The sequence below is a fragment of the Sphingosinicellaceae bacterium genome (assembly GCA_019285715.1).
GTDB lineage: Bacteria > Pseudomonadota > Alphaproteobacteria > Sphingomonadales > Sphingomonadaceae > Glacieibacterium.
On record CP079108.1, the window covers coordinates 3,493,095 to 3,507,058 of the forward strand.

At 66.7% G+C, this 13,964-nt stretch carries 11 protein-coding genes and 1 pseudogene; 9 read left to right on the forward strand and 3 right to left on the reverse strand.

What is annotated here, in order from left to right:
* Positions 1-145 precede the first annotated feature (145 nt).
* Both KX816_15950 and KX816_15955 read left to right on the forward strand, forming a co-directional pair.
* Entirely contained in the window at positions 146-874 is a 729-nt protein-coding gene (locus KX816_15950; protein ID QXQ05695.1) for a response regulator transcription factor, read from the forward strand.
* A complete protein-coding gene (locus KX816_15955) occupies positions 858-2,243 on the forward strand; it encodes a HAMP domain-containing protein (protein QXQ05696.1) in 1,386 nt (461 codons plus the stop codon). The genes KX816_15950 and KX816_15955 overlap by 17 nt, the downstream gene beginning before the upstream one ends.
* Positions 2,244-2,286: 43 nt before the next feature.
* Here KX816_15955 and KX816_15960 read toward each other — a convergent pair whose 3' ends face one another.
* Positions 2,287-3,156 carry an aldo/keto reductase family oxidoreductase gene (locus tag KX816_15960; protein QXQ08622.1) on the reverse strand — a complete coding sequence of 290 codons (870 nt, stop codon included), beginning with the start codon at positions 3,154-3,156 and terminating at the stop codon, positions 2,287-2,289.
* An 89-nt stretch (positions 3,157-3,245) separates the two neighbouring features.
* Here KX816_15960 and KX816_15965 point away from each other — a divergent pair, with 89 nt between their 5' ends.
* Both KX816_15965 and KX816_15970 read left to right on the forward strand, forming a co-directional pair.
* Positions 3,246-4,148 carry a LysR family transcriptional regulator gene (locus KX816_15965; protein QXQ05697.1) on the forward strand — a complete coding sequence of 301 codons (903 nt, stop codon included), beginning with the start codon at positions 3,246-3,248 and terminating at the stop codon, positions 4,146-4,148.
* A 295-nt stretch (positions 4,149-4,443) separates the two neighbouring features.
* A pseudogene (locus tag KX816_15970) lies at positions 4,444-5,272 on the forward strand (LysR family transcriptional regulator).
* 94 nt (positions 5,273-5,366) lie between these two features.
* Here the strand turns inward: KX816_15970 and KX816_15975 are convergent.
* The gene (locus tag KX816_15975) at positions 5,367-5,936 is read right to left on the reverse strand and encodes a cytochrome b (GenBank protein ID QXQ08623.1); all 570 of its coding nucleotides are present in this window, start codon (positions 5,934-5,936) and stop codon (positions 5,367-5,369) included.
* Positions 5,937-5,986: 50 nt separating this feature from the next.
* Between KX816_15975 and KX816_15980 the strand changes: the two genes are divergently transcribed.
* Positions 5,987-7,447: a glycosyltransferase gene (locus tag KX816_15980; GenBank protein ID QXQ05698.1), complete on the forward strand. Its 1,461-nt coding sequence runs from the start codon at positions 5,987-5,989 to the stop codon at positions 7,445-7,447.
* 28 nt (positions 7,448-7,475) lie between these two features.
* Here the strand turns inward: KX816_15980 and KX816_15985 are convergent, their stop codons facing one another.
* Positions 7,476-9,179 carry a beta-lactamase family protein gene (locus KX816_15985; protein QXQ05699.1) on the reverse strand — a complete coding sequence of 568 codons (1,704 nt, stop codon included), beginning with the start codon at positions 9,177-9,179 and terminating at the stop codon, positions 7,476-7,478.
* A gap of 200 nt (positions 9,180-9,379) precedes the next feature.
* Here KX816_15985 and KX816_15990 point away from each other — a divergent pair, with 200 nt between their 5' ends.
* The 4 genes from KX816_15990 to KX816_16005 all read left to right on the forward strand — a co-directional run bounded on the left by KX816_15990 (position 9,380) and on the right by KX816_16005 (position 13,623).
* Positions 9,380-9,571, forward strand: a complete 192-nt coding sequence (locus KX816_15990) for a hypothetical protein (protein ID QXQ05700.1) — start codon at positions 9,380-9,382, stop codon at positions 9,569-9,571.
* Between the two features lie 472 nt (positions 9,572-10,043).
* Positions 10,044-11,042: a hypothetical protein gene (locus KX816_15995; protein ID QXQ05701.1), complete on the forward strand. Its 999-nt coding sequence runs from the start codon at positions 10,044-10,046 to the stop codon at positions 11,040-11,042.
* A gap of 116 nt (positions 11,043-11,158) precedes the next feature.
* Positions 11,159-13,267: a hypothetical protein gene (locus KX816_16000; GenBank protein ID QXQ05702.1), complete on the forward strand. Its 2,109-nt coding sequence runs from the start codon at positions 11,159-11,161 to the stop codon at positions 13,265-13,267.
* Positions 13,267-13,623, forward strand: coding sequence for a DUF1360 domain-containing protein (locus tag KX816_16005; protein ID QXQ05703.1), 357 nt, complete (start codon positions 13,267-13,269; stop codon positions 13,621-13,623). Before KX816_16000 ends, KX816_16005 begins: the two co-directional genes overlap by 1 nt.
* Positions 13,624-13,964 lie beyond the last annotated feature (341 nt).

Consider the following 13,964-nt stretch of genomic DNA (forward strand, 5'->3'; position numbering starts at 1 on the left):
CGCACGCCGTTCCCGGTAGCCAAAGTTGGTGTCGATCACGTCAATTCGGTTGTCGTCCTGTAACGGCACGCAACGCCTTGTATCGGCGTGTGTCGGGACCGGGCCGCACCGAGACTTCCAATCCGCGCGATGCTATCCAGGGCGGATGCAGGCGAACCAGGAACAGCAATCCAGCCGTATCCTCGTCGTCGACGACGATGACGACATTCGCGAACTGATCACCGCGCAGCTGGTCCGCGACGGCCAGGATGTCGTCGGTGTCGGTAGCGTCGCTGACATCCGCGCCGCGCTGGCCGAGCGACCCGTCGACCTGATCGTGCTCGACCTGAACCTGCCCGACGGCGACGGCCTCAACCTGTGCCGCGAGCTTCGCGCCGAGGGCGTCACCAGCGGGATCATCATGGTCACCGCCCGCGACAGTGCCATCGACCGCGTGCTCGGCCTCGAGCTCGGGGCGGACGACTATCTCACCAAGCCGTTCGAACCGCGCGAGCTCGTCGCGCGGGTCCGCAATCTGCTGCGCCGGACGCGGAGCGAGGATGGGGCCAGGTCGCGCAATGCGCGCGTCGCGACCTTCGGCGGGTGGCGGCTCGACCTGCTGCAGCGCCGGCTGGTCGCGCCCGACGATCGCCTCGTGATCCTGTCATCGGCCGAGTTCCGCTTGCTCAGCCGCTTCACGGAGGCGCCCAATACCGTGTTGGCGCGTGAGGAATTGCTGCCTGAGCGCGCCGCGACGGTGAACTATGATCGTTCGATCGACCTCCAGATCAGCCGTCTTAGGCAAAAGCTCGCCGGGGTAGCCGGCGGCGAGGCGCTGATCCTGACGGTGCGCAACGAGGGCTATGTGCTGGCGAGCGATGTCACTTATTCCTGAGCCGCGCGGGATGCTCGTCCGGACCCGGGATTTCATGAGATCGATGGCGGGCCGCATCTTCCTGATCCTGGCGATCGGCATGACCGCCGCCTCGATCGGATCGCTGTTGCTGGCCGAGCATGCCCGTCGACATGACTTCGACCAGGCCCGGCTGGACCGCGTCGCGATGAGCGTCGCCGACATCGCCGAGCGGCTGCAGCAATCGCCCGAAATCTTCGGCAAGATGCTTGCCGAGCGGCGGATCCTCGGCGCGCTGCCGGCTCCGGCCAACGTCTCGCTGGCCGCGCCCGATCCCGTCCTGGCACGGCTCCTGAGGTCCCGCCTCGGCAGCGCCGCGCACGCCGAGGGTGGCCAGTTGCCGGGCGGGCTGTGCCTTCCGCCGCAAGGCAAGGATATCGATCGGCTGGCCGCGGGCATCGCCGACATGCCGATGCCAGAGTGCTGGCTGGTGCGCTTCGTCGACAAGGCCGGGGTGCCGCGCGCCCTCGCCATCATCCTGCCGACACTGATCATCCCGCGCAGCTCGATGCTGGACCCGGCCTATCTTCTGGTCGTGGTGGCGGCGAGCGCGGTGCTGGCGATGATCGTCGCACGGATTGCCGCCACCCCCCTGCGGCGTCTCGCGGACGCGGCCCGTACGATATCGGTCGCATCTGAGCCCGAGCCGATTGCCGAGCGCGGCCCGACCGAGGTCCGCGCCGCGCTGAAATCGTTCAACGTCATGCAGCGGCGCGTGCGTGACGGCGTGCGCGACCGGACGCAGTTGCTGGCGGCGATCAGCCACGACCTGCAGACCCCGCTGACGCGCCTGCGGCTGCGGCTGGAGCAAGTCGCCGACGAGGCGCTGAAGGAGCGGCTGACCACGGATCTGGCGGCCACGCAGACACTGGTGCGCGAGGGCCTCGAACTCGCCCGCAGCAGTGAAAGCAGCGAGCCGATATCGAGCGTCGACATCGACTCGCTGCTGTCCAGCATCGCCGAGGATGCGAGCGAATTCGGGTCGGCGGTGACCTTCGAGAGTGGTTGCGGGGCCGTCGTCCGGGTCAAGCCCAACGCTTTGACCCGGGCGGTCGTCAACCTCGTCGACAATGCCGTCAAATACGGCGGCAGCGCGCACATCGCGTGCTCGGACTCGACGAGGGGGCTGACGATCACCGTTCGCGATCAAGGCTCCGGTATTCCCGAGGACCGGATCGAGGCGATGTTCGCACCGTTCGAACGTGGCGGTGCGAGCCGCTCACGATCGACCGGCGGGACTGGCCTGGGGCTGACGATCGCCCGCGCTCAGGCGCAAACCTTCGGCGCAAGTGTCTCGCTGGCGAACCACCCGGAGGGCGGTCTGCTGGCGTCGATCGTGGTCGCGAAATAGCCTGCTTCCCGGATGCGCGGTCGCTCTCCCAGCCGTCCGCTTGTCAGCCGAGGTCGTCCAACGCCGTCACCGCTTCATCGGGAAGCTCCAGCGACGCCGCAGCAAGGTTCTCGCGGAGATGAGCGACCGAGGATGTGCCCGGGATCAGCAGTATGTTCGGCGAGCGCCGCAACAGCCAGGCGAGCGCCACCTGCATCGGCGTCGCACTCAAACGTGCCGCCACCTTGGACAGCGTCTGCGACTGGAGCGGACTGAAGCCACCGAGCGGGAAGAAGGGAACGTAGGCAATGCCGTCCGCCGCCAACGCGTCGATCATGGCATCATCATCCCGGTGAGCGAGGTTATACTGGTTCTGCACGCAGACGATCTCGACGATACCACGAGCCTGCTCGATCTGTTTGAACGTCGCATTGCTCAACCCGATGTGTCGGATAAGGCCCTGCGCCTGAAGTGTGGCGAGCGCGGCGAGTTGCGGCTCGACCGATCCCTCTTCCGGACCATGCCCGTTGCCGCCACCCATGAGGCGCATGTTGACGACCTCCAGTACGTCCAGGCCGAGGTTCCGGAGATTGTCGTGCACCGCCGCTGTAAGTGCTGAGGCATCCTGCGCCGGGTTCCACGACCCATCAGGACCGCGCACCGCGCCGACCTTCGTCACGATCGTGAGGTCGTCGCGATAGGGGTGGAGCGCCTCCCGGATGAGCTGGTTGGTAACGTGCGGGCCATAGAAATCGCTGGTGTCGATATGGTCGACTCCGCTCGCGACCGCTTCGCGCAGGACGGCCAGCGCCGCGCCGCGGTCGCGCGGCAGGCCGAATACGCCAGGGCCTGCAAGTTGCATGGCACCATAACCGAGCCGCTTCACGGTGTGGTCGCCGAGCCGGAAGCTGCCTGCCTGATCAATCGTCTGGATGTCTGTCTCCTCTTCTTCGACCAGTTAGACGTTGCCCGACCGCGCGATAATCCATCATGGTCCGCACGAGCTGTACGGAAAATCGGACAATGGATCGTGATCTTGGAGACCTGAGCGCGTTCGTCGCCGTGGCGAAGGCGCGCGGCTTTCGCGACGCGGCACGAACGAATGGGACCAGCGCCTCCACGTTGAGCGAAGCCGTGCGGCGTCTGGAGACGCGGCTCGGTCTGCGCCTGCTCCACCGCACCACGCGCAGTGTCACCCCGACCGAAGCTGGCGCGCGGCTATTAGAGCGGCTGACCCCGGCACTCGGGGAGGTGGACGCGGCGCTCAATGCCCTTCGCGGCCTCCGGGAAGGCTCGGCGGGAACGCTCCGCCTCAACGTGCCCGTCAGCGCAGCACGTCTGGTGCTGCCGGCGATCCTGCCGGGCTTCCTCGCCGCTCATCCCGGCATCAGCCTGGAGATCGTCGCCGAGGACAGCTTCGTCGATGTGCTCGCCGCAGGATGCGACGCCGGCATCCGCTACGACGAACGGCTGGAGCAGGACATGATCGCGGTGCCGATCGGCCCGCGCGTCCAGCGGATCGCCACGGCTGCCGCGCCCGCGTATCTCGATCGCCACGGCCGCCCTGACCATCCGCGTGATCTGCTCGCGCACGCCTGCCTGCTCGGACGTTTCCCGAGCGGCGCTTTGACGACGCCGTGGGAGTTCGAGCGTGCCGGCGAGATCGTCCGTATCGAGCCGCGTGGTCCGCTCATCGTGCAGGTCGGCGGCGCGATCGATCTCGCCGTCGATGCCGCCGTCGCCGGGGTCGGGATCGTCTCGCTTTTCGAGGATTGGCTGCGCCCACATCTCGACAGCGGCGCATTGGAACCAGTGCTGCCGGATTGGTGGCAGCCATTCTCAGGCCCATTCCTCTATTACTCCGACCGCCGGCTGGTGCCGCCCCCACTGCGCGCGTTCATCGATTTCATAAAGGCGACTGCCTGAGCATAACTCCGAATGGATCGGCAGCGCTGGCTGCCGCGGAGTTGCCGCTCGGCGGTCGCGCCAATCCATCGTCGTTCCTGGCCACACCGCGGTTGCCGGAAAGCTGCTTCTCTCTCATGAGCGCGAGCTACCAACACTACCGGTTTCCAACACCGACTGGTGCGCATCTCCGGAAATGGCACTCTGCCTGTAACCCGCCGCTCCGCCGGTGTGCCGGCCTTGCTCTCGCTAGCTCCACGCTGAATATTGCTCAGTGGAGTTGCATCAACAAGCGCGTGACGGCAGAGGATGGAGCATGCGCATCAGCCGCGCGGACCTGGCGGACTTTGCCTACTTCATCCTCTGGCGAAGCACCGCAGCTTTCGCCGCGCAGGGGTGGAGCTTGGCGTTACCGCCTCCGCCCTCAGCCATTCGCGAAGGGGCTCGAGACACGCATCGGCGTGCGCCTGCTCAACCGGACCAGCCGCAGCGTCACATTGACCGCGGCGGGAGAGGATTTTTACGCGGCGCTCACGGCACCTTTCGACGCGATCGGGACTGCCGTGGAGGGACTGAACTGCTATCGCGATGATCCAGCGGGCCGGATCAGCCTGAACGTCATGGAGCACGCGAGTTCGCTGCTGCTCGCTCCGGTTCTGCCGGTATTCGTGGAACGCTATCCCGGGATCGCGATCGACGTCGCGATCACCAACCACATGGTCGACGTTGTTGCGCAGGGTGCCGATGCCGGCATCCGCTGGGGCGGCACGGTGCCCGAGGACATGGTCGCCCAACGCTTGTCGAGCGACATACCCTGGGTAGTGGTGGGCTCGCCTGCGTACCTCGAGCGGCACGGCGTTCCCGCACAATGCAGTGATCAATCGCACGATCGCGTGGACCTCGGCGTGATTGGCCGCATGCACCAAGCGATCAACTATCCGCGCCTGGCCGTGGCCTTCAATCCGTTCAGCCCTTTCGATACGGCCTATCTAGCCGAGCTTCTCGGCTTCTACGGCGATGTCGGTGAAGCGAATGCGATTCTGAGAGCAGCGCAACAGCGCTTCCCAGGTCATGCCCAGCTAGCGCTAGCCGATTTCAGTTGTCGGCGCTCGGCGGCGATTCAGAGCATCCGGCATACTGATTAGCGGCGCTTGCCGTGCTCGGTACGATCGTCGCAGACTTCGCGCTGCCGATGGACCCGCTGCTATCCGTCGGTCTTGTCTGCGGTCGATCTCGCAGCTACGGCCACATTCGCTGCAACTCGCGGTGCCGGTCGATCCACTGGTGCTTGAGCGCCCCCGCGATGTGCAGCGCGAACAGCCCGTACAGCGCCCACGCAAATCCCGCGTGCCAGCCGAAGAAGATACCGTGCAGCCGCTCCTTGCCGGGCTGGGCGATGCTCATGATCCAGCCGATGCGCGGCACCTCGACGAGGCCGAACAGGGTCAGCGGATGCTCAGCGGCGGCCTTGAAGGCGCTGTCGTGCATCCAGCCGGTCAGCGGCAGGCCGACGATCACCACGTAGAGCGCGAAATGGGCGAGGTGCGACGCGGTCTTCTCCCAGCCGGCATAATGCGGCAGCGGCGGCGGCGCGTGGGTAACGCGCCACAGGATGCGAAGGGCGACTAAACCCAGCACGGTCAGTCCAATCGACTTGTGCCCGTCGATCGCGGGCCGGATCCAGTTCTCGGGCAGGCTGTCCGCAAGCAGGCCGAGCGCCACGTTGATGCCGATCAGCAACGCAATCAGCCAGTGCAGCACGATCGCCGGCCGCGTGTATTTGTCGCTGCGTGTCACGTCGCCTCGGATTCACCCTGCATGAGACATCAGGTCATGGCACGTTCACCGCACCAGCCGCTATGGGCCATGTTGCCGCTCGCGAAGGGTCCGTCTTGCCGTCCAGCCTCCAGACTTCGCTCCACGCACACTCACCGCGATTTGCAGCCCCGCCGACGCCGCTCGCGAGCCTGCTCGTCCACGGCGGCGTGGCGCTGCTGTGGGTGCTGCTGTTCGGCGGCGCCTTCTTTTTCACGGGCGTATTCGCCTGGAGCGTGGGCCTCGTCTACATCGCCTACGACACCGTGCTGCTGGGGTTCACGGCGATCCAGACCTGGACGCTGCGGCGGCTTCAGCCGTTGCCGGAGCGGGGCACGCCCGTGCGCCTTGGCGTCATCGTCGCCGCGTACAATGAGGCGGCGGTCCTGCCGATCACGCTCGACGCCTTGTTCGGCCAAGCCGACGCGCCCGAACTGATCGTCGTTGCCGACGATGGGTCGAGCGACGGCACCGCGGCGTTGCTGACGGAGCGATTCGGGCTCGTCCAGCCGCTGCTCGGCGGGTTGAGCGCACCGAGCCCTAGCCACCCGAGCCTGCGCTGGCTACGCCTGCCCCACGGCGGCAAGGCGGCGGCGCTGAACGTCGCACTGGCAGCGATCGATGCGGAGGTCGTGTTAACGGTCGATGCCGACACGCTGCTGGAGCCAGACGCGATCCGGGCCGTGCGCGCCGCCTTCGCGGCCGATCCCCGGCTGGTCGCGACTACCGGCGTGCTGGCGCCGGTTTGCGACACCTCCGTCGGCGGCCGGCTGTTCGAGTGGTTCCAGCGCTACGAATACATTCGCAACTTCCTGTCCCGCTTTGCCTGGGCCCGGCTCGACTCGCTGCTGCTGATTTCGGGCGCGTTCGCCGGCTTCCGGCGCGATGCGGTGCTCAGCGTCGGCGGGTTCGACCCCGATTGCCTGGTCGAGGATTATGAGTTGATCCACCGCCTCCGCCGTCATTCGGCGCTCAGCGGACTGGGCTGGCACACGGCCGTTGTCGGCGGGGCACGCGCCCGCACCACCGCGCCCGCGACGTTGCCGGCGTTCCTCGCGCAGCGGCGGCGCTGGTTCGGCGGTTTCCTGCAGACCCAATACTGGTACCGCGACATGGTCGGTGACCGCCGCTACGGCGCGCTGGGCCGGTGGATGTTGCCGGTCAAGGCGTTCGACACGCTGCAGCCCGTATTCGGCCTGACCGCGTTCGCGCTGCTGGTCTTCTACCTCCTCACGGGCCGCGTCCACGTGCTGCTGCCGGTGGCGCTGGTGATCGCGGCCAAGATCGCCATCGACCTTGCCTTCCACCTCTGGTCGCTCGTGCTCTACCGGCGTTGGGCGGGCGGGGCGCCAATGGGCGTTGCTGCGGCGGTGCTCGCCTCGCTGCTCGAGCCGTTCAGTTTTCAGCTGCTCCGCCACACCGGTGCGGCGCTGGGCTGGGTGACCTTCCTGACCGGTCGGCAGACCTGGAGCGCGCAGAGCCGTGGCGGGCTGGTCAAGGCCTGATCCCCTGGCAGCGCGTTCGGTCGACGCCTCAGTTCATCCGGGCCATCGTCGCGCCTGAGGCGATCAGTCGGTACATGCGGCCGGCGACGGGCGTGTCGAACCAGAAGCGTTCATAACCGCCCTTGTCCTCCTCCGCGTGCCAGAACCCGGCCTTGTCCTCCACGAGCGGCCCGGCGCCAAGCGCCACCAGCCGGTCGCCGCGGACGACGAAGTCCGCTCCGCCAATCCATGGATTTGGGGAGCGGTAAGCACCCGCCAATGCCAACAGCCGCGCCGGCGCCGGCGCTGCCCGAGCGGGTGCCTCGTTGCGCCCGAACGCACGGTCGCGGTACCAGAGCCTGTCGGGGTTCGCGTTCTTGTCCCCGTTCAAGGGAGCGGAGAACTCCAGCATCCCGGCGCGAAAGCCCGGCAGATCTGTGATGAGCCTGCCGCCCAATGCCTCCAGGCGCCCGGTCCGACCGCCCGAGCGAACCACGAGACCGGTGATGCTTTTGGCAAATTCGAGGACGGTTCCGTCGGCGGAAACCCATCGGCCGACATACCGCTCGGGCGTGTCGACCCGGCGCGGCTCGTACAGATCCGGCTGGGGCGGCAGCGGCTTGTTCGCGCGCACCGCCCGCAACGCCCGCATCGCATAGGCGGTCACCGCGACCGGTCGGTGCTCGGCGAGGATACCGTTGGTGCTCGCGAACGCGCCGACGCCGTCCTCCGCATCGACGTCGAAGGACGAGGCGAAAATCTGCATGCCACCGGTGTGATGGAGCATCTGCCGGCCGTCGATCTTCGTGCGCATGAAGCCGGACGAGTAACCGCCGCCGACCTCCTCGGCCTTCGCCACGTTGCCGAGCAGCGCCCTGGCGCTCGCATCGGGGAGCAACGGAGCACCTTTGCCGCGACCGAGCGCAATCACGTAGCGCAGATAGGCGGCCATGTCCGCGGCCGTCGCCATCACGCTGCCCGCGGCCTCGTCCATCTCGTTCCACGGCCCCTCGACCAGCGCGCAGCCGAACATCGGCGGCAGGTCGTCGGCCGTGACATAGCCGGTCGCCATGCGGCTGCGGTCCTCGACGTGGACGTGCGCCGTCGCCTGCAGCATGCCGATCGGCTTCTGCACGCGCTCGCGGATCACTTCCGGATGGGGCCGTCCGGCGACCTGTGTGATCAACAGGCCGATCAGCTCGTAGCCGGTGTTGCTGTAGGAGAAGTTGGTGCCGGGCTTCGCGCCGGTCCAAAGCCGCCCATCCGGGGAGTTCGGCGGGATCGGGGCACCGTCCGGCAACCCCGCGACGTGGTTGAGCAAGTGCTGCGCGGTGATCGGCTCGGGCGGCAGGCAGTGCAACGGCAGGTAGCGCGACACCGGCGCATCGAGGTCGATCTTGCCCTCGGCGGCGAGCTGCCACAGCGCCAGCGCCCCAAGCGACTTGGAGATGGAGCCGATCTCGAACAGATGGTCGGGGCCGACCGGGGTGCGGCTGGCGAGATCCGCCCAACCGATGCAGAGCTCGGCCTCGAAGCCTTCATCGTCGACCAGCGAGACGATCATGCCCGGCAGGCCGGTCGCGACGAGTTCAGCCTGCGCGCAGGCCCGGATCGCCTCGATCGCCGCGGCATAGTCGCGCTTGCCCGACGCCCGGAGCGTGACCCGTCCCGGATACACCTCGGTCGCGGCAACGGCAGGTGCGACGGCGGCGAGCGTGGCTGCGCCGAGTAGCGCACGGCGAGTCATGGTCATGTGAAGGCCCCCAATCACTGTCAGCCCATCAGTAAGGCGGCCGACGCGAGGGTCCAAGCGCCCTTTCGCTGCCCTGGGTGGTCGCGTCGCCGAGGTTCTTGACCGTCACGCTGACGACGCGCGGGGCGCGGTTGATGACCGCGTCGGTGACATGGGCGATTTCGAATGTCTGGCCGGTCTGAGCAGGTATCGCCCAACGTTTGCGCGATGACGATGACGTAGCCGGTGTTGGTGCGAACACTGGCCGGCCCGATCATCTCGACGACGGCATCGTTGCTATCGGTCGCCGCGTTATAGACGGGATCGCCGACATTGAGCACCGGTATGACGCCAGCGCCAACGCTGGCGTCATCACGCACAGCAGCGCAGTGACTGCCGAGGCCGTCAGCTAGACACTTCCTCCCAACAATCGCGATCGAAGCCGACCCTGCCGCGGGGCAGGCACTGTGGTGCGCGCAGTCCAGGGAGCCAGTCATCCAACCCCAAAGAACCGTCGCCCCTCAGTAGCTGGCAGCACAGCAAGATGATGATGCGCGCCACCCATGTGCCCACCGACTGTGTGTCAGGCGACTCAATCTACGCTCGCGTGGGCCCCGCGAATCGGTCACTCCAGGCCAACTAGTAAAGAATAACACCGGTTAGGCACTGTCACGCAATGAGATAGCAGATTATCGGTCTACGACTACTCTATCAGACGGGTGATTCTTCTGACAACAACAATAGAGACGAGTTGCGATCGGGATCAGGGCAGAGAATTGTCGATTCCATACAATCCTGGCGTATTGCTTCACGCTATGACGCTGAAGAAGGGCCATCCACTGTGAACCGACGGCTAGAAAGCGCCGCTCGGTCGGGAGACCCGCGATGAAACCTATCAGCAATGGCGCCGATGACAATCAGGACCATACGGCCGACATACTCGATGACGTAGTTCTCGATCATTTTACCGCGACATCGCCTGCAATCGGCCCATTTGGCGAGACGACACTTAGCTGGTCGGTCAGCGGTCCGGCCGGCTTCCACGTGCAGCTCAATGAAATCGACGTTGAGCGCTCCGGCAGCCAGGTCGTGAAACCGCCCGTGACTGAAGCTTACCGACTGTCGGCACGGGCCGGACAAGGCAGGCGCAGCTTGTCGACGCTGTCGATCCACGTCGACACCTCGACCTGCGCCGTGGTTCAGCCATCGTTCAACGATGGGCCGGGCGAAATGCTGAAGCTCCTCGTCGACCAGGTGCTCGCTGCCGACACGTCGCTGTCGATCGCGCAGCGCGTCGTCTTGGGTCCGTTCGGCCAACAGCATCTGGAGCCGCGCCAACCGACGATCAGCTTCGACCTCGGGGTCATGACGATCGAGCTGCACCTCAAGAAGAACCATGTCGCGGACGCGCCCGATCCGGATATCGACGTGACCATCAAGACCGGGCTGCGCCTCGATCCCGAGACGGGCGCGCTTGAAACGGTAAATGCCACCGTTACCGGCGAAATCGATCAGCCGTGGTGGATCGACCTGGTGCCGGTCTATGGGTTGATCGTCTCGATCAAGACCGGTGAGGCCGAAACGCGCCTGCCGATGCAGTTCGCCCCGGTCATCGCCGCGATCCCGCAGCTCGTCGGGTTCGTCTACGCGATCGATGCGAGCCGCCAGCGCTACCAGACGGTCGACATCCCCGGCGGCGACGCCAACCCGGCGATCCGCCTCGTGGCATGTGCCAAGCCCCGCACCTTCCCTTTTCCGACCGGCACCGTCGACATCGGACACCAGGTCGAAATCGAGCAGGCGACTGTAAGCCAGCCACCCCGCTCGACCGGGCCAACTCGAGTGCTTGAGCCTTCCGGCGCGGCGGGCCCGCGTCGACGCTAACCCGGTAACCGACACGTCCGATCGAACTCCAGGTCGCATCCGCACAACGTTGCGGGCTTGGGTCTCGGTGCCGCCAAAGCAGCGGCCCGGACCTGCCATTTGAGCAGGAGGTTTCAATGACTGACGATCCAATGGTGATGAATGACAGTGCCGACCCGTCCCGGTTCAAGATCGGCGCGACGTCCGCGGCGCGGCTGGCGTCGCTCAGCGGCGTCGCGACCGAGAAGTTGACCGACCTGACGATCAGCGATGCGACCAAGCAGTTCGCCCACCTGATCGATCCGCAGCTGTTCCTGTTCCACAAGATCTGCGGGACCGTGGTCAAGACCGATCCGGTCACCGGCACGGATTTTCCGGTGCCCTTCGCGACCGTCCAGGTCGAGGATACCGACTGCTCCTTCCTCGGCTATTTCCCGGTGAACTCGCCGTGGAGCTGGTACTTCCCCTTCCGTTGCCACCGCGAGGTCATCGCCACGGCCAAGACCGACGCCTGCGGCAATTTCTGCGTGTGGGTGCCGCGTTGGGACATCGACTGGGTGGTGCGCTGGCGGCTCCAGCGCAAATGCTTCCCGATAATCTTCGAACGACCGAACCTGCACGACCTGATCGACCAGATCATCCCCCAGCAGGTGCCGCCGATCCCGCGCGGTCCCGGTGATCCCGGTCCACGCCTGCCGATCGATCGCGGCCAGCTCGTCGATCGCATCGCGTCGTCGTTCGGCCGTACCGTGGGCACCAAGCTCAACCGGCTGCTGACCCCGGCGACGTTCGGGACCAACACCACGGCGGTCGACGCCGCCCTCGTGTCACCGGCCTTGCTCCCGCACATCCGGCCACCGTTGCCGGCCGAGATCCACGCTCTCGACGTGCCGCAGCCGGCCGGCCTGAAGGACGCGCCGTCGCCGACCTCGACGCTGCTCGCCAACCGCCTGTCGCTCGATCCTTCGGTCCTGAAAGCGGTCGACATGCGGCGCTACATTGGGCCGTTCAAGCGCTGCTTCGATGTCATCTTCCCCGAATGGACGCCGATCATCGATGTCCCCGACATCACCTTCCGCGTCCTTCAGGACACCGACGGCGACGGGGTCGAGGAGCAGATCTACGGCGAGACCTATTTCCAGGTGCGCTGGGACGCGGGCAACATCGGCCCCGTCACCCTCCACGCCGGCCCCAACGCGAAGGCGGCACCGCTGTGCGGCCCGACCAACATCCCGTGCGGCGACGTGCCGGCGATCGTCACTGCCGGGCGGCTGCCGGTGACCGGCGACCCGTCGACCTATGACGCCGCGACCGGCTACGCAGTCCGGACCAACCGGCCGCACCCGTCGGGAACGTTCGGCGAGGTCTCGAGCACGCCGGCACAGTCACCGCTGGCCGGTGTGCTGGCGCTCTATGGTTGCGCCAAGACGGACCCGACGGCGACGCACTACCGCCTCGTCTTCCGCTACAGTCCCGATCGCGGCGTCACCTTCACGTCGCCGACGCCGTTCACCAACTTCACCTGGCCGCTGTACCGGCTGAACGGGTCGGGCATCGGCGAATGGTATGTGGCGACGCCGGACGCACTCGGCTGGTATCCGATCGCATTGCCGGCAGGGCCGAACCCGTGGCTGCCCGAGGACCTGTTGCTCGACTGGCCAACCGGTACGCTTGCCGACGGACTTTACGCCGTGACCCTGCAGGTCGGCACCGGCGGCGCCGTCAGCCAGAGCTCGGCCGAGGTGGCGTTCACCATCGACAACAGCGCGCCGACCGGGCTGTTCCAGGTTGCGGCGGGCACGTCGCCCGGAGGCCCGTTCACGCCGATCGACGGCGTCTGTCCGGTGGTCCGGCGCGGGGTCGTACCCCACGACCTGTACTTCCAGGTCACCCTGCACGCCGCCGCTCACCACTTCCGCTCGGTCGAGCTGTCGGCCAGCGGCTGCGGCGCGGGTTCGTTCCAGTTCGAGAGCGGCTCTGGCGGCGTCCAGGAACCGGCCGGCGGCACGACCTTCCATCACTGGCACACCGCGGTCACCGACAACGACGATGTCATGCAGGTGATCTACAAACTGCCGAGCACCGCACTCGAGGGCACCTACAGCTTTGGCGGCGACATCTGGGGCCGCGCCTTCAACCCGGATGGCGGTGACGGCGGCCAGCTCGCGGTGCCACCGTGGGAATATAGCCCGGGGTACGTCCACATCACCCCGAGCGTCGCCTTCTCGGTCTTCAATTCGAACTAGTGGAGAGCTGGTTCGGCCTCGTGATCGCGACGCTGGCGACATGGCGACTGTGCCATCTGGTCGCTCACGAGGACGGGCCGTTCGGATGGGTAGCTTGGCTGCGCCGGCGGGCGGGCGGTGGGCAGTTGGGGCAATTGATGGACTGCCCCTTTTGCCTCAGCCTGTGGTTCGCCGCGCCGTTCGCTGTCTGGCAGGCCCGCGGCGTCGCCGAGGGAGTCGGCCTGTGGCTGGCCATCTCGGGTGCCGCGTGCCTGGTCGAACATGCGGCAGCGGACTGGCGGAGACCCTCGCTCCCACTGATCGACTTGATGCCTCCTGACCGGTCCGAGTCGAGCAACGCGAAGGACAGAGAGTGACCTGCTGTTCCGACCGGAGAACCGCCACAACGACGCCCTGGCTGAGGGCTGCGGCGAGCGCCCCACCGGCCGCCCCTGCCCGGACATCCACGCTGCGCTATGTCGGAACGACGCCCGTGGCGCTGCGCGGCCCGAGCGGACGGATCTATACGGTGTATCCGGGGACGCGTGACGTCACGATCGACGACGCCGATCGGTCAGTCTTGCTCAAGACTGACCTGTTTGCAGACAGCTAGGACGGCACCTGTAAACAGGACGACTGGAGGATCTCGGCAGATACGCGTTCCTATCGGATTGGCGCACATCACGTCCTCGACGGCCATGACACTGTTTCGGCCGCG